This is a genomic window from Marinomonas foliarum (genome assembly GCF_003337275.1).
Classification (GTDB): Bacteria; Pseudomonadota; Gammaproteobacteria; order Pseudomonadales; family Marinomonadaceae; genus Marinomonas; species Marinomonas foliarum.
On sequence record NZ_QPJQ01000006.1, the window covers coordinates 84,727 to 110,733 of the forward strand.

The 26,007-nt window shown below is 43.6% G+C and carries 24 protein-coding genes and 1 tRNA gene; 9 read left to right on the plus strand and 16 right to left on the minus strand.

The window, feature by feature from the left end; all coding sequences use genetic code 11:
* Positions 1-2 precede the first annotated feature (2 nt).
* From secD to queA, 4 genes are all read right to left on the minus strand, one after another.
* Entirely contained in the window at positions 3-1,853 is a 1,851-nt protein-coding gene (secD, locus tag DFP77_RS04770) for a protein translocase subunit SecD (RefSeq protein ID WP_114411136.1), read from the minus strand.
* Between the two features lie 78 nt (positions 1,854-1,931).
* Positions 1,932-2,258 (minus strand): preprotein translocase subunit YajC, encoded by a 327-nt coding sequence (gene yajC, locus DFP77_RS04775; RefSeq protein ID WP_110571877.1) that lies wholly within the window; start codon positions 2,256-2,258, stop codon positions 1,932-1,934.
* Between the two features lie 72 nt (positions 2,259-2,330).
* The gene (gene tgt, locus DFP77_RS04780) at positions 2,331-3,449 is read right to left on the minus strand and encodes a tRNA guanosine(34) transglycosylase Tgt (RefSeq protein ID WP_205116925.1); all 1,119 of its coding nucleotides are present in this window, start codon (positions 3,447-3,449) and stop codon (positions 2,331-2,333) included.
* A 32-nt stretch (positions 3,450-3,481) separates the two neighbouring features.
* A complete protein-coding gene (queA, locus tag DFP77_RS04785) occupies positions 3,482-4,543 on the minus strand; it encodes a tRNA preQ1(34) S-adenosylmethionine ribosyltransferase-isomerase QueA (protein WP_114411138.1) in 1,062 nt (353 codons plus the stop codon).
* A 158-nt stretch (positions 4,544-4,701) separates the two neighbouring features.
* Between queA and DFP77_RS04790 the strand changes: the two genes are divergently transcribed.
* Positions 4,702-4,786 (plus strand) — tRNA-Leu (locus DFP77_RS04790).
* An 89-nt stretch (positions 4,787-4,875) separates the two neighbouring features.
* The gene (locus tag DFP77_RS04795; protein ID WP_114411139.1) at positions 4,876-5,073 is read left to right on the plus strand and encodes a DUF2986 domain-containing protein; all 198 of its coding nucleotides are present in this window, start codon (positions 4,876-4,878) and stop codon (positions 5,071-5,073) included.
* On the opposite strand, the gene DFP77_RS04800 is transcribed toward DFP77_RS04795, so the two are convergent.
* A complete protein-coding gene (locus DFP77_RS04800; protein ID WP_114411140.1) occupies positions 5,070-5,885 on the minus strand; it encodes a helix-turn-helix domain-containing protein in 816 nt (271 codons plus the stop codon). The genes DFP77_RS04795 and DFP77_RS04800 overlap by 4 nt on opposite strands.
* Positions 5,886-6,111: 226 nt before the next feature.
* On the opposite strand from DFP77_RS04800, the gene DFP77_RS04805 reads away from it, so the two are divergent.
* The 3 genes from DFP77_RS04805 to DFP77_RS04815 are packed head-to-tail and all read left to right on the plus strand — an operon-like array spanning position 6,112 to position 10,024.
* On the plus strand, positions 6,112-7,536 hold the full coding sequence (locus tag DFP77_RS04805) for an alanine/glycine:cation symporter family protein (RefSeq protein ID WP_114411141.1): 1,425 nt from the start codon (positions 6,112-6,114) through the stop codon (positions 7,534-7,536).
* A 56-nt stretch (positions 7,537-7,592) separates the two neighbouring features.
* Positions 7,593-8,996 carry an aspartate ammonia-lyase gene (locus DFP77_RS04810; RefSeq protein WP_114411142.1) on the plus strand — a complete coding sequence of 468 codons (1,404 nt, stop codon included), beginning with the start codon at positions 7,593-7,595 and terminating at the stop codon, positions 8,994-8,996.
* Positions 8,993-10,024, plus strand: coding sequence for an asparaginase (locus DFP77_RS04815; protein WP_114411143.1), 1,032 nt, complete (start codon positions 8,993-8,995; stop codon positions 10,022-10,024). Before DFP77_RS04810 ends, DFP77_RS04815 begins: the two co-directional genes overlap by 4 nt.
* Before the next feature lie 46 nt (positions 10,025-10,070).
* On the opposite strand, the gene DFP77_RS04820 is transcribed toward DFP77_RS04815, so the two are convergent.
* From DFP77_RS04820 to DFP77_RS04835, 4 genes are all read right to left on the minus strand, one after another.
* Entirely contained in the window at positions 10,071-10,427 is a 357-nt protein-coding gene (locus DFP77_RS04820) for a VOC family protein (protein ID WP_114411144.1), read from the minus strand.
* A gap of 6 nt (positions 10,428-10,433) precedes the next feature.
* Positions 10,434-11,321: an EamA family transporter gene (locus DFP77_RS04825; protein WP_114411145.1), complete on the minus strand. Its 888-nt coding sequence runs from the start codon at positions 11,319-11,321 to the stop codon at positions 10,434-10,436.
* 99 nt (positions 11,322-11,420) lie between these two features.
* The gene (locus DFP77_RS04830) at positions 11,421-12,479 is read right to left on the minus strand and encodes an NAD(P)H-dependent flavin oxidoreductase (protein ID WP_114411146.1); all 1,059 of its coding nucleotides are present in this window, start codon (positions 12,477-12,479) and stop codon (positions 11,421-11,423) included.
* Positions 12,480-12,520: 41 nt separating this feature from the next.
* A complete protein-coding gene (locus DFP77_RS04835) occupies positions 12,521-13,036 on the minus strand; it encodes an NADPH-dependent FMN reductase (protein WP_114411201.1) in 516 nt (171 codons plus the stop codon).
* Between the two features lie 87 nt (positions 13,037-13,123).
* Between DFP77_RS04835 and DFP77_RS04840 the strand changes: the two genes are divergently transcribed.
* A complete protein-coding gene (locus tag DFP77_RS04840) occupies positions 13,124-13,552 on the plus strand; it encodes a GtrA family protein (RefSeq protein WP_114411147.1) in 429 nt (142 codons plus the stop codon).
* A 26-nt stretch (positions 13,553-13,578) separates the two neighbouring features.
* On the opposite strand, the gene DFP77_RS04845 is transcribed toward DFP77_RS04840, so the two are convergent.
* From DFP77_RS04845 to DFP77_RS04855, 3 genes are all read right to left on the minus strand, one after another.
* The gene (locus DFP77_RS04845) at positions 13,579-14,583 is read right to left on the minus strand and encodes a pirin family protein (RefSeq protein WP_114411148.1); all 1,005 of its coding nucleotides are present in this window, start codon (positions 14,581-14,583) and stop codon (positions 13,579-13,581) included.
* Between the two features lie 135 nt (positions 14,584-14,718).
* Entirely contained in the window at positions 14,719-15,981 is a 1,263-nt protein-coding gene (locus tag DFP77_RS04850; protein WP_114411149.1) for a histidine kinase dimerization/phospho-acceptor domain-containing protein, read from the minus strand.
* Positions 15,978-16,658 carry a response regulator transcription factor gene (locus tag DFP77_RS04855; RefSeq protein WP_114411150.1) on the minus strand — a complete coding sequence of 227 codons (681 nt, stop codon included), beginning with the start codon at positions 16,656-16,658 and terminating at the stop codon, positions 15,978-15,980. The genes DFP77_RS04850 and DFP77_RS04855 overlap by 4 nt, the downstream gene beginning before the upstream one ends.
* A gap of 150 nt (positions 16,659-16,808) precedes the next feature.
* Here DFP77_RS04855 and DFP77_RS04860 point away from each other — a divergent pair, with 150 nt between their 5' ends.
* Both DFP77_RS04860 and DFP77_RS04865 read left to right on the plus strand, forming a co-directional pair.
* Positions 16,809-17,819, plus strand: coding sequence for a glycosyltransferase family 2 protein (locus tag DFP77_RS04860; protein WP_114411151.1), 1,011 nt, complete (start codon positions 16,809-16,811; stop codon positions 17,817-17,819).
* Positions 17,819-19,246, plus strand: coding sequence for an ArnT family glycosyltransferase (locus DFP77_RS04865; protein WP_114411152.1), 1,428 nt, complete (start codon positions 17,819-17,821; stop codon positions 19,244-19,246). The genes DFP77_RS04860 and DFP77_RS04865 overlap by 1 nt, the downstream gene beginning before the upstream one ends.
* Before the next feature lie 72 nt (positions 19,247-19,318).
* On the opposite strand, the gene gbdR is transcribed toward DFP77_RS04865, so the two are convergent.
* Together gbdR and gbcB are read right to left on the minus strand one after the other, a co-directional pair.
* The gene (gene gbdR / locus DFP77_RS04870) at positions 19,319-20,434 is read right to left on the minus strand and encodes a choline metabolism transcriptional regulator GbdR (protein WP_374058252.1); all 1,116 of its coding nucleotides are present in this window, start codon (positions 20,432-20,434) and stop codon (positions 19,319-19,321) included.
* A 241-nt stretch (positions 20,435-20,675) separates the two neighbouring features.
* Positions 20,676-21,803, minus strand: a complete 1,128-nt coding sequence (gene gbcB / locus DFP77_RS04875; protein WP_275586983.1) for a glycine betaine monooxygenase reductase subunit — start codon at positions 21,801-21,803, stop codon at positions 20,676-20,678.
* Positions 21,804-22,081: 278 nt separating this feature from the next.
* Here gbcB and gbca point away from each other — a divergent pair, with 278 nt between their 5' ends.
* Positions 22,082-23,356 (plus strand): glycine betaine monooxygenase oxygenase subunit, encoded by a 1,275-nt coding sequence (gene gbca / locus DFP77_RS04880; RefSeq protein ID WP_114411153.1) that lies wholly within the window; start codon positions 22,082-22,084, stop codon positions 23,354-23,356.
* 104 nt (positions 23,357-23,460) lie between these two features.
* Here gbca and pssA read toward each other — a convergent pair whose 3' ends face one another.
* A complete protein-coding gene (pssA, locus tag DFP77_RS04885) occupies positions 23,461-24,798 on the minus strand; it encodes a CDP-diacylglycerol--serine O-phosphatidyltransferase (protein WP_114411154.1) in 1,338 nt (445 codons plus the stop codon).
* A 130-nt stretch (positions 24,799-24,928) separates the two neighbouring features.
* Positions 24,929-25,882 (minus strand): LysR substrate-binding domain-containing protein, encoded by a 954-nt coding sequence (locus DFP77_RS04890; protein WP_114411155.1) that lies wholly within the window; start codon positions 25,880-25,882, stop codon positions 24,929-24,931.
* Positions 25,883-26,007: the final 125 nt, after the last annotated feature.

Here is a 26,007-nt window from a genome sequence, read left to right on the forward strand (position 1 = left end):
TCCTAAATATACAGTTTTTTGTTTTTACGACCGCCATACACAAGATTCACCTGTGCACGCGTTACAACAATCGCTGTAAACATCGAAGTAAGAATACCCAGTGATAAGGTCACTGCAAATCCTTTAACCGGCCCTGTTCCAACTGCAAACAAGATAACAGCAACCAACAATGTAGTGATATTGGCATCAAAAATCGTTGTAAATGCACGGTTAAATCCAGAATGTATCGCCTGCTGGTTTGGTGTTCCGTTTGCCAATTCTTCTTTTATTCGCGAGAAAATCAACACATTGGCATCCACTGCCATCCCCATCGTCAACACAATACCCGCAATACCAGGCAAGGTTAATGTTGCAGAAAGCAAGGACATGCAGGCCATCAAAAGTATGATATTAAGCGCCAAAGAAATGTTAGCAATAATACCAAACACCTTGTAGTAAACCAGCATGAACAACATCACAACCAGCAAACCAATTTGCGCTGAACTGACACCCAACTTGATGTTCTCAGCACCCAAGCTTGGTCCAATAGTACGCTCTTCAACAAAGTAAATTGGCGCTGCCAACGCACCAGCACGAAGCAGCAAAGCCAACTCAGAAGACTCACGAGGGCTGTCCAATCCAGTAATGCGGAATGAATTACCAAGCGTCGTCTGGATTGTCGCCAAAGAGATAATCCCTTTTTCACTGTAACTCCTACGCACCTCTTCCATTTTGCCGTCTTTCTCAACAAAACGGCTACGAGATTTGTGCTCAATAAACACAACCCCCATATTTCGGCCGACAGCAGAGCGAGTTACTTTACTCATCTGCTTGCCACCCTTGGAATCCAGGTTAATGTTTACCTGTGGGCGACCATTTTCATCGAAAGAAGAACTCGCATCAGAAACACTATCACCCGTAATAATAAGGTCACGCTCTAAACGCGCAGTACGACCACTGCCATCACGGAACGTCAATGTTTCGATATCAGCACCTCTATCGTCTAAGCCTGCTTCCAAATGAAACTCAAGGTTAGCTGTTGCACCAATAATTCGTTTCGCTGCCGCAGTATCCTGTACACCTGGCAACTCAACCACAATACGATTACTACCCTGACGCTGTACCAAAGGCTCAGCCACACCTAGCTCGTTCACACGGTTACGTAATGTGGTTAAGTTTTGCTGCAAAGCGTAGGATTCAATTTCTTTCGTAGCCGCTTCCGTAAAACTCACATTCAGGTAAAAATCGCTGCCGTCTTGTAGAGTCGCGTAGCGATATTCAGAGAAATCACGTTTCAAAAGTGTTTCAGCCAAATCTAGATCTGATTCCTGCAAAAAGCGAATAGACAAAACACCGTCTTCAACGTCAACACTACGATAGCGAATTCGATCACTGCGCAAAGCTGCTTTCATTTCACTAGAGCTCACTTCAAGTCTTTGTTTCAGCGCAGCAGGCGTATCTACCTCTAACAAGAAATGCACACCACCACGTAGGTCAAGACCCAACTTAGCAGGCCCCGCACCCAAAGAAGACAACCAATCAGGCGTTGTTGGTACCAAGTTAAGCGCAGTGACAAAGTCTTCACCCAAAGCTGCAGCCACGACAGGCTTGGCAGCAAGTTGGTCCTCACCACTATTAAAGCGCAAGGTACCGCCAGCAGAAGTAAGCTCTGCTTGTTTTAAATCTATGTTGGCTTTTGAAAGCGCATCTTTTGCTTTTTGCAACGACTGCTCATCAACAATAGCAGTACTTTTCTGGGTAGATAATTGTAGCGCTGGATCATCCGGATAAAGGTTTGGGAAGGCATAAAGTAGCCCCAAAGCCAAAACTAGAAGAATTAGCAAATACTTCCACAAGGGGTACTTGTTAAGCATGAAAAATCCTTTAAACCTAAAAAATTGAATAGATCGATAAAGAAGAAAAGCGCCGAAAAGGCGCTTTTCTAAGAAAGGTTAAATAGACTTTAACGTTCCTTTAGGTAAAACAGCTGCAACAGAAGACTTTTGGAATTTCATTTCAATGCCTTCAGCAACTTCAAGCACTACGTAGTTGTCATCTACTTTAGATACTTTACCCAATACACCACCGCCAGTTACTACCTCAGTGCCTTTCGCTAGAGATGCAATCAAGTTTTTATGCTCTTTTGCACGTTTCGCTTGTGGGCGCCACATAAGGAAGTAAAAAATAACAACGAAGCCAGCAAGAAGTACTAGGTTAAAAATACCTGCATCTGCTGGTGCGCCGCCTTCAGCGTAAGCTGGTGAGATCAATGCGATCATGGTGTTAACTCTCCAATGGTTTATGAAACTGTTGCAAACTCTTTTGTAAAGAAGTCCGCATGATTTTGTTTATTATTCACTCAAAGCGGGCGTTTCTAAGCCTCGCTTTGCATAAAACTCATCAACAAAGGCGTCAAATCTACCTTCATCGAGCGCTAGACGCAATCCCGCCATGAGTGTTTGGTAATATCGTAGGTTGTGAATCGTATTTAATTGCGCCCCTACCATTTCTTGACACTTATCTAAGTGATGTAAATAAGACCGAGAAAAGTTTTTACAAGTGTAACAATCACATTCTTTGTCTAACGGGCCAACATCATGACGATATTGAGCGTTACGAATACGAACCACACCATCTGATGTAAACAAGTGACCATTACGGGCATTACGCGTTGGCATCACACAATCAAACATGTCGACACCGCGACGCACACCTTCCACCAAATCTTCTGGCTTGCCGACACCCATCAAATAGCGCGGCTTATCAGCAGGCATTTTTGGTGTCGTGTGATCCAATACCTTCATCATTTCGTCTTTTGGCTCACCCACTGACAAGCCACCAATTGCGTAGCCATCAAAACCAATATCTACCAAGCCTTCTAACGATTCGTCTCGAAGGTTTTCATACATACTGCCTTGGATAATACCAAACAACGCTGAAGGGCTATCACCGTGCTCGTCCTTTGAACGCTTAGCCCAACGTAAACTCATACGCATAGACTTCGCTGCCACTTCTGGCGTTGCCGGATACGGTGTACACTCGTCGAAAATCATTACAATATCCGAACCAAGATCACGCTGAACTTGCATGGATATTTCAGGGCTCAAGAAGACTTTCGAGCCATTAATTGGTGAACGGAAGCTAACACCTTCCTCGGTGATTTTGCGCATCTCCCCAAGAGAAAACACCTGAAAACCACCAGAATCCGTTAAAATTGGCTTCTTCCATTGAGTGAAGTCATGCAAATCACCATGCGCCTTCACAACATCCGTTCCCGGACGTAACCAAAGATGAAAGGTATTACCCAAAATAATATCAGCACCAATTTCTTCGATATCTTTGGTTAGCATGCCTTTCACTGTACCGTAAGTACCAACAGGCATAAAAGCAGGTGTTTCAACCTTCCCACGTGGGAACGTCAAGGTAGCGCGACGCGCTTTTCCTGACGTAGTGTGAAGTTCAAAATCCATAAAACATTCTGGACGCTTATCAGACATACGTCTTATTCCTCACATTGCGGGCCTTTAGCCTGCGCATTTCGTGTAATAAACATGGCATCACCATAACTAAAAAATCGATATTTCTGCTCTACTGCTTTTTTATAGGCGGCCATAACATGATCATAACCCGCAAAAGCACTAATCAGCATAATCAACGTGGATTCTGGCAAATGAAAATTAGTCACCAGAGCGTCCACTGTTTTAAATTCATAACCTGGGTAAATAAAAATACTGGTGTCGTCCTGCATCGGCGCTATCTCGCCACTTTGGCTCGCCGATTCAAGGCTGCGAACACTGGTTGTACCCACTGCGATAACTCGACCGCCTCGCGCCTTAGTCGCTTTTACTTGCTCAACCACGCTAGGCTCAACTTCAACATACTCAGCATGCATTATATGGTCTTGTACGTTTTCGACCTTCATCGGCTGAAAAGTTCCTGCACCAACATGCAAGGTAACAAATGCCATTTCTACGCCTTTTGCTTTTAGCTTTTCTAACAAGGCATCATCAAAATGTAATCCTGCAGTCGGAGCTGCAACCGCACCTGGTTTTTGATTATAAACCGTTTGATAGCGTTCTTGATCACTGTCTTCATCAGGACGTTCGATATAAGGCGGCAGCGGCATATGTCCAGCACGCGTTAGCACATCCAAAACAGGTTCATTAAAAACAAGATGAAATAAAGCACCTGAACGACCAATCATAGTCGCTTCAATTTGCTCACCCTTATCTTGCCCTAAAATCAGCTTGCTGTTTTCTTTTGGTGATTTACTTGCACGAACATGAGCCAAAGCTTCGTTCGTATTAATGACTCGCTCAACTAATATTTCGACTTTACCGCCAGACTCCTTTTGCCCAAAGACACGAGCAGGGATAACTCGGGTATTATTAAACACCATCAAATCGCCCGGCTGAACCAAATCCAACACATCAGGAAATTGACGATGAACCACATCACCTGTAGGGCCATCAAGATGCAATAAACGACTAGCGGTTCTATCAGGCATCGGGTAATTGGCGATCAATGAATCAGGTAAATCAAAGTGATAATCGGAAACGAGCATGGAAAGAAAGCTACCTAGAAAAAACGACCCAGTATTCTAGCGAAAATCCTGATAAAAAGGTACTTCCAAGCTATCAGAAGTGAAAAAGATAAAAAATAATCCTTATTGCCGTTGACATATGTTGGAAATACCCTAGAATACGCCTCACCTTTTTCAAGGCCAGTGTGGTGGAATTGGTAGACACGACGGATTCAAAATCCGTTGCCTTCGGGTGTGGCGGTTCGAGTCCGCCTACTGGTACCAACATAAAAAAGCCCTGATCGATGATCAGGGCTTTTTTTTCGTTCCTTGAATGTCATTCTTGGAAAGCAACGTCATTTAGGAACTAAAACATGAACCGTCGCAAAAAGATCAAAGACATATACGACAAACGTATGAAGCAAGCCAACTTAAAGGTTAACCCTAAAAAGGCCAAACCTAAGTATATATCTAAGGCTGAACGCGCCAAAATGGAAGCCGAAGCGGCTGCAAACGCAAGCACAGAAGCAGCTACAGAAACACCAGACACAAGCGAAACAAAAGACGCTTAAAATCGCGCTCTAAAATGCCAGTCACCTTCAGCCATATCATTATGGATTGACTGGCAAATATCCTCATCTATCTCATCACTCTTTGGGTCATATAAACCACACTGAGCAACGGCGTGCTTTTTATTTATATTTTTTCCCAAATATTCGTACACAACTCGCACGCAACAAGGCGCTCTTTCGCCACTACCTGACACCCCTAGACGCAAGCCTGTTAAGCGCTCAACGCGATTTCGAAAAGAAGGGTAAAGTATAGTCTGGGTCATTTCTACGTGTGTCTGACTTTCAAAGTCTAGCAAAAACAATCGGTCCGAAAGCAATTGTACAAAGCCATTATAAACACCATGGAACGACTTTTTAATATTGCGCGGGTTTAGTCGCTCTGTACGTTTATAATAGGTCTTACCGTCTTGCGACTCTATATGAACCAAGGTGCGTAATATTTTCCCTGGGCACGCCATAGAGTAATAATACTCAAAATAGTAACCATCATATTTTGCCAAACCCAACTGACCGGATTGATTAAGCCGATTAAATTGCAACTGCTCAGGCGTCAGGTTTTTACTTTCTTCACTCTGACGAATTGGACGTACTTGCACCAACTTAACGAATTGTTCATGGGAGAGCATCATTTCATCAGGCTCTACACCAAAAAACTCACAGATACGCCGCTGAGTACTACTACTTGGCATGGTTGTACCATTGAGGTAACGGTTAAATTGTGCACGATTAATATTAAGTCGACGACATACATCCGCTACCGATTTGTAGTAACTGCATAACAATTGCAAGTTATCCGCAAAATGCTGAACCATGATAAGCCCTATTTAATCTTATTTTGCATACCAACATAAATTCGTCGCTAGTGTAATAAATCACAGAATAGATAACACGCATAAAATAGTGCTAGTTGACGCTACCATAGCATCAACTAGCATCAGACCGCACCTATTTACGAACTCCCCTTCCTACTCATTTTTCGTTCCAATGACCGCTTCAATACCCCCTTAATAAATCTAAAAACACTAGGAGTTATGATCCATGTTATCCCTTCTCACTGACTTGCTTTGGAGCAAGGTCCTTATTGCCGTATTAGTCGGTCTTGGTATCTGGTTTACCGTTGCAACCCGCTTCGTACAGTTTCGCTACTTTGGCAATATGTTCAGTATATTGACGGCCAAACACCATGAAGCTAACAGCAAACATTTAAGCTCATTCCAAGCATTAATCTTATCCGTTGCTGGTCGCGTCGGTGGCGGTAATATTGCCGGCGTCGCAGTAGCCATTACTATTGGCGGTCCAGGCGCTATTTTCTGGATGTGGGTTGTCGGCCTCATGGGCATGGCGACCAGCTTTGTAGAATGCTTGTTAGCGCAAACCTACAAATCAGCAGAAAGTGACGGTTCTTACCGTGGTGGACCAGCATTTTATATTGAACGCGGCCTAGGCAAAAACTGGAAATGGCTATCCGTACTCTACTCGATATTACTACTAGCCACCTTTGGCATCGCCTTCACCACACTGCAATCATATTCTGTTGCAACGTCGCTAGAAGATGCGTTTGGCATTCAGCCTTACTACAGCGGCATCGGCATGGCGTTCATTGTTGGCCTGATTATTTTCGGCGGCGTAAAACGTATCGCTCAAGTTGCTGAAATCTTAGTTCCTATCATGGCTGGCGGCTATTTACTTATCGCTCTCATCGTACTTGCGATGAACCTAAGTGCAATTCCAGACACGCTAGTTATGATAGTAAAAAGCGCCTTTGGCTTAGAGCCTGCATTTGGTGGCGGCATCGGTGCAGCCATTCTAATGGGCGTAAAACGCGGTCTGTTCTCTAATGAAGCAGGTCTTGGGAGTGCACCAAACGTGGCAGCGGTAGCTCACATTCCACACCCTGCAAACCAAGGTATCGTTCAAGCTTTCTCTGTCTTTATCGACACCATTGTATTGTGTACTTGTACTGCTCTGATCATTCTTCTTGGCAGTGCTTACGACCCAAGTAGCACAGACACAGTTCAAGGCGTCGCCCTAACTCAAGCTTCTTTAGCCACACACATGGGTGATTACGGACGGATGTTTGTCAGTATTGCTTTGTTGCTATTTGGCTTTAGTACCATTCTCTACAACTACTACCTAGGTGAAAATAGCGTTAGTTACCTAACCAAATCTGATAATCATGGTTTCTACATGAACGCCTTCCGCGTCATCATCATTTGCCTTTGCTGTACAGGCGCTATTCTTGATTTGGGCACCGTGTTCGCCTTTGCGGATCTAAGTATGGGGCTATTAGCGCTGGTTAACTTATTTGCTCTTGCCTTGCTATTTAAAATTGCAAAGCGCGTCATGAAAGACTTTGACGATCAGCGCAAAGAAGGCAACAAAACACCAACATTTGAAGCCGCCCGCTTTCAAGACCTAGAACTGGACCAAGAATCTTGGCCAACAAACGATTCTCACCGCTAATAACTCAACCTAGACTTCACCTCACCGTGATTCGGTGAGGTGTCAGGAAACACAAGATGAACACTCGCTCTGAATACGATTTACTTGGCAATATGGACGTTCCCGCCGACGCCCTGTACGGCATACAAACGTTACGTGCTGCACAAAACTTTTCCATTACTGGCGTTCCTATTTCGCACTTTCCTGAGCTGATCAAAGCGTTGGCTATGGTGAAAGCTGCTGCCGCTCGAACCAACCAAGAAATGAAACTACTTACGACTGAAAAAGCAGACGCCATCGTGTTTGCTTGCCAAGACTTAATTCAAGGCCAGTATCATGACCAATTTATTGTCGATGTGATCCAAGGCGGCGCTGGCACATCCACTAACATGAATGCTAACGAAGTGATTGCCAACATTGCCTTAACGAAATTGGGCTATGAAAAAGGCGAATACAAATACCTACACCCAAATGACGACGTTAACCGCTCACAATCCACCAACGACGCCTACCCAACCGCAGCTTGTTTGGGCATCCAATTTGCTGCAGACAATTTTGTCCCAAGCCTAGCATCATTGAAAAAAGCGCTAGAAGACAAGGCTCGTGAATTCGCTCATATCGTCAAAATGGGCCGTACACAACTGCAAGACGCCGTACCAATGACATTAGGTCAAGAGTTTGATGCCTTTGCAGTCACTCTTGGCGAAGACATTGACCGCATAAGAGAAGCGTGCGCGCTACTGTGCGAAGTTAACCTTGGCGGCACGGCAATCGGCACAGGCATCAATACGCCTGAAGGTTACGCCAAACTGGTGGTAGAAAAACTCGCTACCATTTCGACAAAACCTCTTGTACCAGCAAGCAACCTAGTAGAAGCAACTTCTGACATGGGAGCCTTTGTTTTCTTCTCCGGCATATTGAAGCGCCTAGCTATTAAACTCAGCAAGATGAGCAATGACTTACGCTTATTATCAAGTGGCCCTCGTACTGGCTTAGGCGAGATCAACTTACCTGCAATGCAGCCAGGCTCTTCCATTATGCCGGGCAAGGTAAACCCCGTTATTCCTGAAGCAATGAACCAAACGGCCTACCAAGTCATCGCATCCGATCTTGCAGTAACATTGGCCGCTGAAGCAGGTCAACTACAACTCAATGCCATGGAGCCGATGATCATTTACAACGTTTTGAATTCGTTAAAAATGCTCAAAGAGGCTTGTCAGATGTTAGAAACACGCTGCATTCGTGGCATCACTGCAAACGAAAGCATTTGCGCAGGTCATGTTGAAAACAGCATCGGCATCATCACTGCATTGGTTCCGCACATTGGTTATGCCAACGCATCCCGCATTGCCAACACCGCGCTGCACACTGGCAATACCGTAAAAGCCTTGGTCATTGAAGAAAACCTACTAACAGAAGAGCAAGTGAATATTTTACTGAGCCCACAATCCATGCTGTCACCTGGCAAGGTTGTCATATGAGCGCACAAGTTCTCATCTTATACACGGGTGGCACCATTGGCATGATTCAAACAGAGCAGGGGTTGGCTCCTGCTTCTGGCCTACAAGAGCGCATCGAGATGGCATTAGGGATGAGCGTAAACACGCTGCCCTCTTTTGAAGTGTTAGAGATTTCACCGTTAATCGATAGCGCGAACATCACACCAAAACACTGGACGAAGTTAGCGTCTATTCTTGCGACTCACTGGAAGGACTACGAAGGTTTTGTCATTCTCCATGGCACGGACACCATGGCGTATACAGCTTCGGCCTTGTCTTTTATGCTTGGTGCCTGCACTAAGAATATCATCCTAACCGGTTCGCAAATCCCTTTAGGTATGAATCGAAGCGATGCGACTTCCAATTTACAAGCCGCATTATCGCTAGCAGTTTTCCATAAAATACCCGATGTGAGCTTAGTTTTTGATGGCAAGCTAATGCGTGGCAACCGCATTCAAAAAGTCAGTAGCAACCATATTGAAGCCTTCCAAGTACCCAATGATGATTTACTTGGCGAGCTGGCTATTGATATTAAACTTCACCCAGATCGCATGATTAAAAGTAACGAAGAGAACTCAACACCCTTGATTGAAAACCGCATCGTTTGTTTTATAACAGGCGCTGTTAGTGTCATCACTCTTCACCCAAGTCAACCCATTACAGTTTTCCAAAGTCTACTCGATGACGAAAATTGCAAAGCCATTGTTCTGCTAACCTATGGTGCAGGCAATGTACCAGATCAGAATCCCGCGTTTTTATCCTTCTTAACAGAAGCCATGCTGCGCAAGAAAAACATCGTAAATGTGACGCAATGTCTGCACGGTGGAGTTTCTCAGGGCGCTTATGCGACGGGATCCATCTTATCGTCGATGAACGTATTAAGTGGTAGAGATATGACCTTAGAAGCCGCCTTCTGCAAACTCCATTGGCTAATTGCCACAGGGGAAACCTATCACGGTATTCTAGAGAAATGGAACACAAATTATTGCGGTGAGTTTACCTCTCTGTAAATATTCTAAAGGCCTTTATGTTGAGCAACACAAAGGCCTTTAAAAGTTACTTGCTCGGCTCACTCCATACCGCCCATTCATTGCCGCACGGATCAAGGAAGTGAAAACGACGACCACCCGGAAAATCAAAAATCACCTGTTCTATCGTACCACCAGCCGCTTGAACTTTATCAAACACCACTTCAAGCTCATTGCTGTACAAAATCACCAAGGCTGCGCCATTTTGTGGGCGCGAACAAAAATTGGCCTGAAAAAAACCACCATCTAATCCCGCATTTTCAAAAGCTGAATATTCAGGACCATAATCTTTAAAACCCCAACCAAACACCCGAGTAAAAAAAGTTTTATTTAACGCTAAATCCCGCGCTGGCAATTCAACATAATTGATTTTATTAGACTCCACATACCCTCACTTAACGGTCGATACCACAACCAAGATAACGCTCATCACAATCATAGCGCCACCAATCCATTGCTGCTTCGTCATTTTCTCAGCAAAGCGCACTTTCGAATAATACAAGGTTCCGATGATTTCAATCTGTCCTAAGGTTTTCACTAAAGCAGGATTCACCAAAGCAAAACCGGTAAACCAACCAATGGAACCTAAAGAGCTTAGTACACCTACTTTACAACTTAACGCCAACTCATTTTTAAATGGCGCCAACAAATCCTTACTTCTATAGATTTGAACACCGCACAAAATAATAGACTGTAAAGCCAAAACATACCAAAGTGTAACCCCTGCACCGGTTATCAAAGAGCCAGATAAAGAATGGCTGGCCATCGACGCGGTAACGGAAGTAACAGCAAAACAAAAACCACTCGCCAATCCAAGTAACAAAGAAATATCTTTATGAGCCTGTTTAATATTCTTCCATTTCACGCTCATAACAACGGCACCTAATACCCCTAAAAAAATCCCAATCCACGAGCCAATCGTCAAAGTATAATGCAACAGAGGTAAACCAATTAATGCAGCCAACACCGCTTCCGTTTTTGCCAACAAGGTTCCTAGTGCAAAACTACCAGACTGAAATGCACGTAACATAAAATACGTCGCCATAATTTGGGCTATAGCGCAAATACTAGCAGCAACCCAAAAGCGCAGATTATTGTCGACTGATACCCAGCCAAATAATTGCCAACAGGCCACAAGATAGACACTGACTAATGGCAAACCAAACAAAGATCGAGACATGGTCGCATGCAGGAAGCCTGTTTCACGAGCCAACGTATTTTGATACGCCGTTCGAACTGACTGACAACCTGCTGCAAACAGAGTAATAAAGATCCACATACCAATGCCTTATATTGGATTTAAAGCGCTAGCATGAGGTTAAGAGAAGTATTTGTAAAAGGAATAAATCTTATATTTTGGATTCCATAAAGGAATGCTTTAGGTTGTAACTCGACAAACGTCGGCAAATTGCTTGGTTAATTCAAAAGCCGATATTTCTTTGCAACCTGACACATTCTGACCACTCCACAAAGAAGAAAAGTCATCCGAGCCATGCTTCTCTGCCAAAGCTTTCAACTGCGCCATTTCCATTGAGGCATGTGGAAACTCTGGAACATTATCATTCATATAACCAAGATCTTTCATAACTCGATTAGCGATTCCTCTTGCTGGTCGCCCCGTAAACACATTGGTTAAAGCAGTATGGTTAGCTTTTTGGCTTTTTAATGCAGCGCGATGCAACGCCGATGTTTTAGCTTCATCACACAACAAATAAGACGTACCTATTTGCACCGCCCCAGCACCAAGCGCCAATGCCCCATTAATGCTGCGAGCATCACAAATACCACCAGCCGCAATAACAGGGATATCAACTCGATCAACTATCTGAGGCACTAACGAAAACAACCCAACTTGCGTAGAAACATCTTTCGAAAGAAACATTCCTCGATGCCCGCCAGCCTCAAGACCTTGCGCAATAATACCATCAGCACCATTCTCTTCCAGCCAAATAGCCTCCTCCAACGTTGTCGCCGAAGACAACACCTTAGTTCCCCAGCGCTTAACTCGAGCCAGCAGGTCCGGTTCAGGCAAGCCAAAGTGAAAACTAATAACTGGTGGAGCAAAACCTTCTATCGCATCGGCAACATCATGACTAAAAGGCATTCGCGAAGCCGCTTTTACTGTCTCATCATATTGACTAGAGAATTCATCAAAATAAGGCTTTAACAAGCCACGCCACTGCTGATGTTTTTTCTCGTCGTATTCTGTTGTCTGATGACAGAAAAAATTCAGGTTATAGGGTTTATTCGTAACCGCTTTAATTAAGGAAACCTGACGAGCAATATCATCCACACTCAACATAGCGCATGGCAAAGAGCCCAAGCCACCCGCTTTCGATACAGCAATCGCTAAAGCGCTGTCTTGAACGCCAGCCATAGGCGCCTGAATAATGGGAAAATCTATTCCCAACCATTCACATGTACGAGATTGCTTCATTCGGCTTCCTTATATTTAAGCGAAAATTTAAGACCGTAAATCTAAAATTTAGCAACAATGCCCGACAGTGCCTGTTTAACAGACTCGTCAACCATCTCGCCGTCTTTCATCACGCCATAAAAATTAGGCACACTCAGGCTACCAACAACGTTACCCTTAAAAAAAGGCATACTGTTTACCGTTTGAGCCAACACACTGCTCGCGCCACCAGGACCAGGCGATGTTGAAAGCACAACAATTGGCTTATCTTGATAAACCGCTTTTTCAATACGAGATGCCCAATCGAAGATATTTTTGTAGGCCGCAGAATAAGAACCATTATGTTCAGCAAATGAAGCTACAATAGCATCGGCTTGAGCAATAGCATCTACAAACGCTTGTGCTTGAGCAGGCACACCAGATTCTTTTTCAAAGTCCTCACTAAAAAGCGGCATTTCAAAATCATTTAAATCAAGTAGCGTTACTTCCGCACCATCAACCAAGTTAGCTGCATAACCAGCCAAAGCTTTGTTAATAGACTGTCGGCTTGAGCTAGCGCCAAATGCAAGTATTTTCATTTTCGATCCTTCTATTTCGGGAATGTAAAAAACGATGATAACAGGAGTTTCATATTTTTTTGATGTACCTATATTTAGAATGCCATCATGAGACGCATTTTTAAACATACATTTTTACGCTTTGCTATTGTGGGTGGCTTTGGCTTCTTAGTCGACCTTACAAGCATGGCGCTGCTTTCTATCTGGTTACCCCACCTTGCTGCCAGAGGCATCGCCTTTTGGGTCGCCGCGAGCTCAAACTGGTGGTGGAACCGCAGTATTACCTTTAGGGAAGCCAAGCAAAGCCACACCAACAAAAAAGCCGCCGCATTGCAGTTCATGCAATTTCTCGGCGGCTCTGTAGTGGCCTTTATACCAAACTGGGGCTGTTATCTAATACTCATGTCTCAACCACCAGCCAATATGACACTGGCTCTTTTATGGCCTTATCTAGCCATGGTACCAGGCATATTAGTGGGGTTAGTCCTCAATTACGCTTTCTCTCGCTTTTGGGTATTTTCCTCAGCAAAACTTTAAAGCATAACTACCTAAACATTGTTAGCTTAAGCTTCGCTATTACCGTGATCAGCAAAGCGCCCTTTTGCTTTATCATGCACTTGGTCATGGCGTGGCCAAGGCCAGCCGCCAAATTGAGTACGTTGATAGTCACTAAAAGCTTGTTGTAACTCAGCTCTTGTATTCATTACAAATGGGCCATGCTGTTCAACATGCTCGCCAATAGGGCGACCTTGCAACAACAAGAAGCGCGCTTTTTTACCTTTGTTTTTCAGCACTAAAGACGCATCGCTTTTTAGGACAAAGGCTTCATTGATAGAGACGTTCGTTTCATCTAATGTCACCTTTTCACCTTCAAAGAAGTATAAAGTACGGCTCAAACCAGCCGCCGCCGCAGGTAACGTCCATTCACCATTTTCTGGCAAGTCGATCAACCAAATAGCTACATCATTTTTACTATCCGCTGCCCATGAGTTTGGAGGACATGGCGAAGGATCGACATTCTGAAACGTACCAGCAACCACTTTGACTTGAGTGTCTAAACCGTTCGCATCCGCCACGCTCACCACTGGCGTATCCTCATCCCAAAGCATCGCAAAATGTGGCGGTACCATTTTGTTTTTACTTGGTAGATTCAACCAAATTTGAAAAAGCTCCAATGGATTAGGGCCATCTTCGTTTAACAAAGGAAACATCTCAGAATGCTGAACGCCTTCCCCAGCTGTCATCCACTGGGTATCGCCTTCACCATAACGACCTGCCGCACCGATGGAATCAGCGTGATCCACAAAGCCCTTGTTTACAATGGTCACTGTCTCAAAGCCACGATGTGGATGCGCAGGAAATCCTGGCACACTTTTTCCGTGGTACATACGCCAGCCATCAATACCGCCAAAGTCTTGTCCCAGCGGACGATTATTTAACGATGCATCAGGTCCCATAGAGCCATTGGCTTTAGGATAAGTATCATTGTGGAAGGCACAAAATAGAAAAGGATCAAATGTCGGCCAGAACATTTGTAACGGTATACGTTTTAAAATTGTTGAGCTCATAGGATGTTCTCCATCAAAAATCGGTATCAATATAAGAGATAGTAACATCAAAAAAGTCGATTGTTTTATGCTGATATTGAATCTAACCCATTAACTATTTGAATCTATTAACACCTTTAAACACTAACACCACCATTAAGAGGAATGAGGAAAGACCACCGTTGCTCGACAACCCCCATCGGCATTATCTACCAACGAAAACGAGCAATCGTATTTAGCACAGATATCACGCACTATCATCAAACCCAAACCATAGCCCTCACCGCCAGGTTTGACACTCAAGCCACACCCGCTATCGACAATCGCTAACTCGTTTTCTGAAATAACAATATTTACATAACCCTCTTCGGTACAAGCCATGGCATTTTTCAACAAATTGCCCACTAAAATATGAAAAGTCGGAACTGGCAACTTCGTAATAATTTGACCTTTATTGATAATCTCAACGGTTACCTTTCTGCCAGCCAAATACCCTAAATGCATCTGTCTAATATCGTCATATTCACTCGTCTGAACCTCGCGCGAAGCAATGACATCTAAATCTTCATCTCGGGTCAGAGACAACAAGGTCGTGATGTAATCTTCCATCTCTTGGCAAGCCTGGGCCATTCGCACTCGTTGCCTTTCTAAAAACTCTTTTGAATCCGATTTACCCAGCAAAGTCGTTGCCCCTTTCATCACCATCAAGGGCGTTCGAAGTTCATGACTAGCATAGCGGTTGAATGCCCGCTCTCGCTCAATCAAATCACGAATTTGATTCTGATAAAGGTTTAAACGATCAACCAACTGTCGAATTTCTCTTGTCGCTGCCCCTTCAGGCAATTCAATGGCCGATAGATTAGCAGGACTACGCACACCAAGGCTTTGCGTTAACTGAGCCAATGGTTTAGTTAAACGGCCAGAAATCCGCATCACCACCCACAAGCTGACAATTAAAAGCAATAAGGACAAGATCAATTGAGTACTTTGTGTTTCGAACATTTGCCCTTCAGAAATCTCATATATTTCATCGTAATGAATAACATAAATCTCTTTCAGCTCACCGTTCAACACGACTTGTGAACGCATAGCAAACATCTCAAGCGAGGTATCAGAAGCTTCATCCAGCTCAAATGGTTTGTCATCTACCATGCCTTGCGCTAACACAATCCCTGGAGGCAAATTTTCTTTGCTAACATACACATCAGAAAAAGGCGGAACCGCCACATGGGCTAGCTCAGTACCATCTAACAAAGACACCGCGGTATTTTTATCTTTCAGCATGCGGTTTTCAGCATAAATCATTTCTATGTTTTCTATCATTGAAGTAAACATAGAAAAATGAAACGCGATGATCGCAAAAGCCACAATAGAAAAATACGTGAAGGTTAACTGTTTCGCGGTTTTAATTTGCTTCATTCATCACCTTCAGCAACAAGCCGATAACCCACTTTAGAAACGGTTCTCAAATAAGCATGCTCAAAAGGTCGATCTACCAAGCTACGCAATTGATAAATATGACTACGCAGCACTTTACTGTCGGGCTCTTCATCGCCCCATAAAGCATCGCAAATTTCGTCTTTTGATACGACTTCTGGGGCTTTTTGTATCAGGCACTTTAAAATGGTGTACTGAGAAGGGTTTAGTGAGTAACGGCCACCCTCTCTTTGCAAAACACGAGTATTCATATCTAAGGATAAACGCCCAAAAGTCAGGGTTTTGTTAGCCACACCTCCTTTACGTCGTCTAACCAAAGCCTGCAACCGAGAATCCAGAATTTCTAAATCAAAAGGTTTGACCAAATAATCATCGGCAAGATGGTCAAAGCCCGCCAATATATCGTCTTTAGTATCGCGCGCTGTCAGCATTAAAATTGGCGTATCAACGCCCGCTTCACGCAAAGACTTACAGACGGTTAAACCATCCATTTTGGGCAGCATGATGTCTAAGATAATCACATCATAATGTTCCGTTTTTGCTAACTCGTACCCTTGTAAACCATTGTTTGCATAGTCCAAGACATACTCTTTGATTTCGAAATAATCAAAAATCACTCCTGCAATGTCTTTATGGTCTTCTATTAAGAGTAGTTTCATAGTCATCTCAGTGATTAGTAAAGAAGATAGATAACACTATTTTATGACATCTATTGTCACACAGTGACATGAAAAAAAAGTGAATCACCTTTTTGCGACTTAACTATCTTTATTATGCCTTCATCGCATTTCCCCTTATTGGAGAACTCAATGAAAGCCATTCCTTACAGACAATACGCGCAAACAGAGCCCGTAACAAAAGCCCAACCTTTGGTAACGGTTATTATTCCTTTTTTAAACGAAGCCGATGTTCTAAACGTTTGCCAACAGCGAGTGTGTGACGCACTGTCCCAACTTCATCAATACTGTGAAATTCTCTATATTGATGATGGCAGTCAAGACGATAGCTGGGCATTAGTCAATCAGTTCACCCACCCATTACACCAATTACGCTGCCTACGCCTGAGCCGAAACTTCGGCAAAGAAGCGGCCATGAGTGCTGGTTTAAAAGCCTCAACTGGCCGTTGCGTCATTCTGTTAGACGCTGACTTACAAGACCCACCAGAATATATCCCAGCTATGGTAGAAGCTTGGGAAAACGGCGCGCAAGTCGTTGAAATGCAACGCCGCGAACGGCATGGCGAAAGCTGGATGAAACGCACTACGGCTCATTGCTTTTATCGCTTCATGTCGAAAATAAGCGACCACCAAATCACAGAAAACGTGGGGGACTTTCGCTTAATGGACCAAAAAGTCGTCAATGTCATTAACACCTTGCCGGAACGAACTCGCTTTATGAAAGGCTTATTAGCTTGGCCCGGCTTCACTCGTAAAATACTCACCTTTGACCGTGACCCGCGCTTGGCAGGCAATACTAAATGGAACTACGCAAAACTCATCCATTTGGCACTAGAAGGCATCACTTCATTTAGCACAAAACCACTTCGTTGGGCCACTATGGCAGGTATCACTACCTCTGTGATTGCCTTCATTATGGCTCTGGTGGTTTTCGCAAAAACCATCATCTGGGGCGACCCAGTAGCAGGTTATCCTTCAACCATGCTGATCATTTTATTTTTAGGCGGCTTTCAACTCCTATCCATTGGAGTATTAGGAGAATACGTCGGTCGATTGTTCATTGAATCCAAACAACGACCACTGTATGTCCTCATGGAAGACACCATCAAACAACCAACTTTTCACCCAATGGACACTGAATAATGCCAAAGACAATAACCCAACTACCATCCTATAAAACGCTATTCATTCTGCTATTCAGCTGCTTAATACTGCGTCTTATTTCTCTTTCGCTTTACCCATTGATGGATACAACAGAGGCTCGTTACGGAGAAATGGCGCGTATCATGTTTGAAACGGGTAACTGGATAACACCGATGTTTGACTACAATGTGCCATTTTGGGGGAAACCGCCTATTTTCACTTGGCTAAGCAGTCTTGGATTTGAACTCTTTGGCGTCAATGAATTTGCTGCACGCGTACCACATCTAATTGTTGGAGCGGGCGTTATTTGGTTAGTTTATAAACTGGCAAAAGACTATTTTCAATCCTCATCAGTGGGTCTTTTTGCTGCCAGCATTCTCGCATCAACAGTTTCTTTTATCATTTTAAGTGGTGCCGTGATGACAGACACCGCACTGACTTTTTCCATCAGCTTAAGCATGATCAGCTTCTGGCAAGCATGGAGCAACAAAGGCAAAGTTTGGGGTTATTTATTCTTCATAGGCTTGGCACTAGGTATGTTATCAAAAGGCCCGTTAGCGATCGTTTTGATTGGCATAAGTTTAACCATTTGGCTACTTCCTAATGGGCGCTGGAAAAAGCTTTGGAATGTTTTACCTTGGGGATACGGCACACTGATTTTTCTTGTTATTTCTGTGCCTTGGTACGCCATTGCCGAATACAAAACACCAGGTTTTTTAGATTATTTCATCGTTGGTGAACACATTAAACGCTTCATCGTAAGCGGTTGGCAAGGCGACTTATATGGCACCGCACATGAAAGGACACGCGGTACGATTTGGGTCTATGCGATTATTTCTATGCTACCTTGGAGCCCACTACTCATTATGCAATGGATTCGCGCCATTAAAGACAACAAAGACGTTGAGCAAAGCACTGACGGTTTCGGTGGCTTCCTATTTTTCTGGATGCTGTCTCCTATGTTACTTTTTAGCTTTTCGGGCAATATTTTAGCCAGTTACGTAATGCCAGCACTACCCGCCACCGCTTTATTGATCGTTTATTTACACGATAAAAAACCATTACCAAACTGGCTCTACAAAATCGGCTTTATTACTCCAGTTTTACTTATTGTTCTTTTTAGTGTTTTGCACTTTGATTTAGTGCCAAAACGCTCAGAAGACAAAATACTAGCCATCTGGAAACAGCAATCAGAAGCCACACAGAGCGATTTATTTTATCTGCATAAACGCCCCTTCTCAGCTCAGTACTATTCGTCTGGCAAGGCGAAACAGCGTGCAGCAGACATCAACAGCTGGCTAACAACACAAAAAACACCTTTCTTCATAGTGCAGTCTAAGAAAGATAGAACAACCTACCCAAACTGGCTATGCACCCAAAAAGCTCAAACAAGCAAAGAAATACTGTTGTATTGCCAGATAGAATAATTTTCTTTCACCCATAAAAAAGCCCAAGCCTCAAAAGAATCAAGACTTGGGCCTTAGTGAATCCGCCACAATTTACATTGAAACGGACCCATAACTTGGCTCAGAATGCGAATTATTCAACGCATCATGGGCATGTGGAATATAAACAATTGCTTCACCAGACTCAGGATTCACCGCAAGGTCTGGCACTTCTCCTTTCCAAGCAATTTTTCGTTCGTCTCTTGGCGAAACACCAATATGCTTACGATAACAGCGACTAAAATGGGGCGTGGATATGAATCCACATGCCATCGAAATCTCCACAATCGACATATTAGATTGCTTGAGCAGTTTACGTGCTCTTTCAAGACGCAAACGCAAATAATAACGAGAAGGCGAACAATCTAAATGACGGTGAAACATACGCTCAATCTGACGACGAGACACGTCGACAAAAGTGGCTAACTCATCAAGCTCAATCGGCTCTTCTAAGTTGTTTTCCATCAACTCAATCACATCTACCAGCTTAGGAGTACAAACACCCACATTACTAAACTGACGCATCGGCATACGCTGCTGATCAGACTCATTACGAATACGATCACAAATAAACATATCAGAAATAGCGTTAGATAATTTTGGACCGTGCTGCTTCGTCATCATGTTTAAAAGCATGTCCATCGGCGCACTACCACCTGATGACGTTAGACGATCCTTATCAATAGAGAAAAGCTTATTATTGCAATTCACCTTAGGGAAAGTCTCTTGCAAGGCAGTTAAACACTCCCAATGCACGCTGCATTGATAGCCATTCAGAAGCCCTGCATATGCAAGTACATACGCTCCAGTACAAATACCACCTAATTTAACACCTTTACGCGACTGCTTCGTCAGCCATGACACCTGCTTCGCTGTAAAAGCTCTGGTGATATCAACACCACCAGCCACGATGATAAGATCAAATTCACCACTGTCTTCAATAGATAGATCTGGTGTTAAAACCAGCCCATCGCTTGCAGTTACCGGCTTCCCATCCACGGAAATTAAATTCCAACTATACAGTTCTTCGGCCGACAATTGGTTCGCCATACGCAGCGGCTCAATCGAAGAGGCAAGCGCAATCATTGTAAAATGATCGAGCAATAAAAAACCCACTTTAGTCGTGCTTCTTGCATCAAAAGCAAGACCTGAGTCATTTGCCATTACCATATTAGAGTCCTCATTTTTGTGCTTCTCTATGCTAGGCAAGAACTAGACCAACATAACCATTTTCACTAAGAAGTACTTTTATTATTTTTAAGGAGATACAGAATCAAAGGCATCCTATCTTATATTCACATAATAATAGTCGAGCTAGAGAAAAACGTACTCTAGCTCACACCTAAAATCTAACACCATGCACTAATATAGAACAAGATCGCTCTTTTATTGAACGTTTTTTTTATAATTTTCAATACTCAAGTACAACGTCAGATTTCGGTACGGTACAGCAAGACAAAACATACCCAGCTTCAATGTCTTCATCGGTAATACCACCGTTATGATCCATCTGAGTTTCGCCCTCTTTGACCAGCACCTTACAAGTACCGCAAATCCCCATACCACAGGCTTTAGGTATCATCAGATCCAGTTTCGCAGCCGCGTTATGCAAGGTTTCACCCGAACCAATCTGAATACTCTTACCGCTTCCAGTGAACTCAACACGGATTAAATCTTCTTGATTGACCGCATCAGCCTCTGCCTGAGCCACTTCCGCTTGTTCAATCGCATCTTCCACCACACTGGCAGGCGTCGCACCAAAAGACTCCTCATGGTAGTGACTCATATCAAAACCTCTTGCGATAAGAAGGTTTTTCACAGCTTTCATGTAAGGCGCAGGTCCACAACAGAAGATCTCTCGCTCCATGAAATCAGGCGAAATCATATCCAGTTTCGACTCGTCTAAATAACCGCGGTATCCCTGCCAAGGCAAACCGTTTTCCATACGCTCAACAATCAAGTACAAGCCAAAGTTGTCTAATCGCGCTGCCAAATGATCAAGCTCACGAGTATAAATAACGTCTCTTGGAGAACGAGCACTGTGTATAAAAGTCATATCGACATCAGCATTGGTATCAAACCACCAACGCGCCATCGACATCACAGGCGTAATACCAACGCCGCCTGATAACAACAACACCTTCTCTGCAGGATAATCAATACAGTTAAACTGACCAACAGGACCATGCACTGCCAATTCAGTACCTATCGCCATGTTGTCATGCAACCAATTAGACACTTCCCCACCAGGAACACGCTTCACCGTAATGGAAAAGCTGTATGGCACAGAAGGCGAACTCGAAATAGTGTAAGAGCGCATTACCTGCTTACTCTCAATCTCCAGCTCTAGAGTGACAAATTGCCCTGGCTTAAAGAAAAACATCACAGGCTGCTGAGCCATAAAACAGAATGTTTTCACATCCCATGTTTCATGAATGACTTTTACACAACGTACGTTGTGACGTCCATTCACCCATGTCTGAGTATTTACCGGTGCTAAATAATCAGCATTCACCATAGCAGAAGAAGAGTTGGTCATATTGAAATCTCTTTATTTTAAGTCGAGTACATAATAATTGAATGACGCCTTTTCGAGCCATTTTGGGCGCAGTTTGTGTATGCGAGTTAACTCTGAGCGACAATAAGTTGCTCGTGGAGGTCAAACCTAGAGGATACATACAATAGCGAGTCGATTTATGTATCACCCTATGTCGTGAATAGTCATTTTTTTGGCCGATAATTCAGCGACTATAGCCTCGTAGTTAATAAACGACGCGAAATTGCCCATCAATCTTTTTGTCATGAAGGTCCAGAAAGATGAATCAACACGATTTACTGAACGTACGCCACGCTTCCTTAGACGAAGCAAAAACGACAATGTCTGAGTTACTAGAGAATCGCGCCAGCAATTACTCACTAGATGCTCAGCTATATAATGATCCACACATGTTCAGAATCGACATGGAAGAGATCTTTCAAAAAGAGTGGCTATTTGTTGGAATGACCAGTGAAATTCCAAAGAAAGGCGACTACATCACCGTCGATGTTGGGCAAAACTCATTGCTTATCTTGCGTGACGCTGAAGGCAATGTGAATGCTTTTCACAACACCTGTAGACACCGTGGCTCGGTACTTTGCACAGAACACAGAGGCAAGGTTGCCAACCTAGTTTGTCCTTATCACCAATGGACTTACGACCTAAAAGGCAACTTACTGTTTGCCGGCACAGAAATGAACAAAGACTTCGACCTTAAGCAACATGGCCTTAAGTCGGTGTTTTGTAAAACCGGTGGCGGATTCATCTATGTTTGCCTAGGAAAAACACAGCCTGATGATGGCTTTGACGATTACCTAGCAACACTCGATGCCTACATGGAACCGTATGATGTTGAAAACACCAAGCTAGCTGTTGAATCTACAATGTACGAGCGCGCTAACTGGAAGCTAGTATTAGAGAACAACCGCGAGTGCTACCACTGTTCAGGCAGCCACCCTGAGTTGCTTAACACATTGCTAGAATGGGATGACACAGAAGACCCACGTGCGCCACAAGATTTCCACGACCACTACAACGCTCAAGCAGCGAAATGGGACGCAGAAGGCATTCCGCATAAGAGCAAAAGCTTTGGTGAAGTACAGCGTAACCGAATCGTACGTATGCCTTTGAAAAAAGGCACACAGGTTATGACAATGGATGGCTCTGCTGCTTGTACAAAACCATTAGGACGCATTCAAAACCGTGAACTAGGCTCAATGCGTATCCTGCATTTGCCGAACTCTTGGAACCACATGCAATCCGACCACTTTATCGTATTCCGTGTATTGCCTGTTTCTGCACAAGAATCCATTGTCACCACAAAATGGTTCGTTCACAAAGATGCAGTAGAAGGTGTTGATTACGATACCGACAAACTACGCAGAGTTTGGGATGCAACCAACGAACAAGACAAAGTACTTGGCGAACGCAACCAACTAGGTATTAACTCAATTGGTTACCAGCCTGGACCTTACTCAGAGACCTTCGAGTTTGGCGTAATCAATTTCTTAGAATGGTACTCAAATACTGTTAAGAAAAACCTTAAAGCAAAATAAAATAGCTTTAAGGTGCTCAGCAACACAAAACCAAAAAACACCAAAACGCAAAAAGCGAATCTTAGGATTCGCTTTTTTTTGGTTTAAAATAGGCGTGAGCTTTTCTACAGAATACGCTTAAGTAATCGATCCGCTCGTGTACGAATAATTCTTCTCAGCAGTTTTTGCGTTTTGACTGGATAATCATGGATAGTTTCGAGTTGCTCATAGGATGAAATGCATTGAGTATGCTGATGGATATTATCAAACTCAGCATTGAACTTAGCCAACAAGTGCTGCTCTGGATCATCAATCAACAGACCATTTTCCAAATCCAGCGCCCAAGCTCGTGGGTTCACATTATTGCCCGTTAGCAACATAGAACAACGGTCGACCCAAAGTCCTTTTAAATGGTAACTATTGTTATCGTGCTTCCATAAGTGAATCGATAACCCGCCAGACGCAGTATAAGATTTATTGGCCTGAGCAAACCGACGTAAATTCATTTCATACAAATATGGCAAACCACCAATCGCCTTAAAAGGCTGATCTGGCGCAATATAAAAATCATTGGCTGTTTTATCACCCACAATCACATGAACCTTAACACCACGTTTAATAGCGCGCTTAACTTCCCTCAAGACAACTTTAGGCAGGTTAAAATACGGCGTACAAAGCACAATCTCTTGTTTCGCACCAGACAATAGAGAGACGATTTTTTGATTCAATACATTGTTACGTTTACCCACACCCACCATAGGCGTTACCGCCACCTGCTGATTGCCAACCGCTTGCTTTTCGCCACGATAAGACGACTTACCTAACGACATTCGGAACTGTCGAATATCAGATTTAATGTCTTTCGTTGTCGGCAAATCCGTCTGGGTTAAATTATGTACCGCAGGCTGTAAGACAATCTCATTATGAATAAATCCCACCATACTATCGGCCAAGGCTTGCTGTTGGATAATATGATAACGATCGAAACGGTAACGATCTTGTCGGTGAAGGTAAACATTATTAATACTGGCGCCGCTGTAAATCACAGTGTCATCAATAATTGAGCCTTTTAGATGCAATACTCCAAACACTTCGCGGTTACGAACAGGAACACCATAAACAGGAATAGCATGCTCATATTTTTCAGCAAATGCTTGATACATACCGGCATTGCCTTTCGACTTATCTGCACCGATCAAACCACGCTGAGCGCGATGCCAATCAACACAAATCGCAATATCTAAACTGGGGTTACGCTGCTTGGCTTCATAAGCCGCCGTCAAAACTTCTCTGCCCGCTTCATCATCTTCAAGATAAAGCGCAACAAGATAGATCCTAGACGTGGCGTTATGGATCGCTTCTAATAAATATTCTCGAAAACTAAGGGCAGATTGCAGGACATGGAATTGGTCAGGCTCAACAGCAAATGTAGGCAGTGAACCGAATAAATTTCTAATGGGCATAATACAGAAGTGCTACCTTATTTTTAACTAACGCCAGACTGTAACAAATTCATCAATTTTTTTCTTAAAAATAATCGGCTCAACGAAAAAAGAGCCATAAAAATAGAGTAAATGTCGTATTCAATACCTACTAAAGCCTAACCTCCTCCATATCTGGGTGTCGCTCGAGATACGCCAACCAAGAAGAATCAATCACCTTCACCTCATCCTCAAGCCAACGTTTAAACGTCATCACCTTCTGATACTTAAAATGCGGCGCAGGCGCGACAAGATAAAAATCATACTGTGACTTCATATAAATAGGTAATGGACAAATCAACTGCCCTTTCTCGATCTGCTCATACACCAAACCATAACGCATCATGGCTATGCCTTGTCGAGACAACAGCGCCTCCACCAAAGAAGTAGAATCCGCCACATGCAAATGCGACTTCATTGGCATATCATAGAGATCCAAAAAACGCTGCAACACAGGCCACACATGCGCAACATCAGGCCCTGTATCAGTAATCATAGGAATAGAAACTAACTGCTCTCTAATCGGCTGCTGCGCATCAATCATCGAAGGATGACACACCAATACCAAATGCTCTCGAAACAATAATTGCGACTTTAGCCCTGCGTATTCACCTCGACCCAAGCGAATACACAAATCCAAATCACTGTCCACAAACGTCGACAACTCAATACTCGGACTCAAGCGAAGGTTAATCTCCGGCTCCTGCGTTTGAAACCCACCCAAACGCGACACCAACCAACGGCTCGAAAACGACGGCACCGAACTAATCACCAAAGTACTAGGATTAGGATCTTCCGTAATGCCTTTCACACCCTCTTCTAATAAAGCAAACGCCTTCTCAACGTACTCAAACAAATACTGCCCTTCCGACGTCAGCACAACTTGGCGAGTATGCCGTTCAAACAACTCCACGCTTAACGCCTGCTCCAAAGTTTTGATCTGCTGACTCACCGCCGCCTGCGTCACAAAAAGCGACTCCGCCGCCTTCTTAAAACTCAACGACTGCGCCGCATAACGAAACGCCTGCAAAGATTTAAGCGGTGGTAAAGCTCGACTAGAAGACATGAAAAACACCTTTTATAAGTAAGTTTTTCTTAACTATAAAACACTTTTTCTCGTTTGTCGCAGTGCAATTAATAGACGATTATTTGAACATAAAGCAAACACCTCAATAAACAGAGAAAAGGAAA

Coding starts and splice junctions, on each gene's coding strand:
- DFP77_RS04825 (WP_114411145.1), bottom strand. CDS start 11,321: ATGTGGATCTTTATTACTCTGTTTGCAGCAGGTTGTCAGTCAGTTCGA.
- gbdR (WP_374058252.1), bottom strand. CDS start 20,434: ATGGTAATGGCAAATGACTCAGGTCTTGCTTTTGATGCAAGAAGCACG.
- DFP77_RS04805 (WP_114411141.1), top strand. CDS start 6,112: ATGTTATCCCTTCTCACTGACTTGCTTTGGAGCAAGGTCCTTATTGCC.
- yajC (WP_110571877.1), bottom strand. CDS start 2,258: ATGATCGCATTGATCTCACCAGCTTACGCTGAAGGCGGCGCACCAGCA.
- DFP77_RS04845 (WP_114411148.1), bottom strand. CDS start 14,583: ATGAGCTCAACAATTTTAAAACGTATACCGTTACAAATGTTCTGGCCG.
- DFP77_RS04890 (WP_114411155.1), bottom strand. CDS start 25,882: ATGTCTTCTAGTCGAGCTTTACCACCGCTTAAATCTTTGCAGGCGTTT.
- tgt (WP_205116925.1), bottom strand. CDS start 3,449: ATGGATTTTGAACTTCACACTACGTCAGGAAAAGCGCGTCGCGCTACC.
- DFP77_RS04850 (WP_114411149.1), bottom strand. CDS start 15,981: ATGAAGCAAATTAAAACCGCGAAACAGTTAACCTTCACGTATTTTTCT.
- pssA (WP_114411154.1), bottom strand. CDS start 24,798: ATGCCCATTAGAAATTTATTCGGTTCACTGCCTACATTTGCTGTTGAG.
- DFP77_RS04865 (WP_114411152.1), top strand. CDS start 17,819: ATGCCAAAGACAATAACCCAACTACCATCCTATAAAACGCTATTCATT.
- queA (WP_114411138.1), bottom strand. CDS start 4,543: ATGCTCGTTTCCGATTATCACTTTGATTTACCTGATTCATTGATCGCC.
- secD (WP_114411136.1), bottom strand. CDS start 1,853: ATGCTTAACAAGTACCCCTTGTGGAAGTATTTGCTAATTCTTCTAGTT.
- DFP77_RS04815 (WP_114411143.1), top strand. CDS start 8,993: ATGAGCGCACAAGTTCTCATCTTATACACGGGTGGCACCATTGGCATG.
- gbca (WP_114411153.1), top strand. CDS start 22,082: ATGAATCAACACGATTTACTGAACGTACGCCACGCTTCCTTAGACGAA.
- gbcB (WP_275586983.1), bottom strand. CDS start 21,803: ATGACCAACTCTTCTTCTGCTATGGTGAATGCTGATTATTTAGCACCG.
- DFP77_RS04810 (WP_114411142.1), top strand. CDS start 7,593: ATGAACACTCGCTCTGAATACGATTTACTTGGCAATATGGACGTTCCC.
- DFP77_RS04800 (WP_114411140.1), bottom strand. CDS start 5,885: ATGGTTCAGCATTTTGCGGATAACTTGCAATTGTTATGCAGTTACTAC.
- DFP77_RS04830 (WP_114411146.1), bottom strand. CDS start 12,479: ATGAAGCAATCTCGTACATGTGAATGGTTGGGAATAGATTTTCCCATT.
- DFP77_RS04860 (WP_114411151.1), top strand. CDS start 16,809: ATGAAAGCCATTCCTTACAGACAATACGCGCAAACAGAGCCCGTAACA.
- DFP77_RS04855 (WP_114411150.1), bottom strand. CDS start 16,658: ATGAAACTACTCTTAATAGAAGACCATAAAGACATTGCAGGAGTGATT.
- DFP77_RS04835 (WP_114411201.1), bottom strand. CDS start 13,036: ATGAAAATACTTGCATTTGGCGCTAGCTCAAGCCGACAGTCTATTAAC.
- DFP77_RS04840 (WP_114411147.1), top strand. CDS start 13,124: ATGAGACGCATTTTTAAACATACATTTTTACGCTTTGCTATTGTGGGT.
- DFP77_RS04795 (WP_114411139.1), top strand. CDS start 4,876: ATGAACCGTCGCAAAAAGATCAAAGACATATACGACAAACGTATGAAG.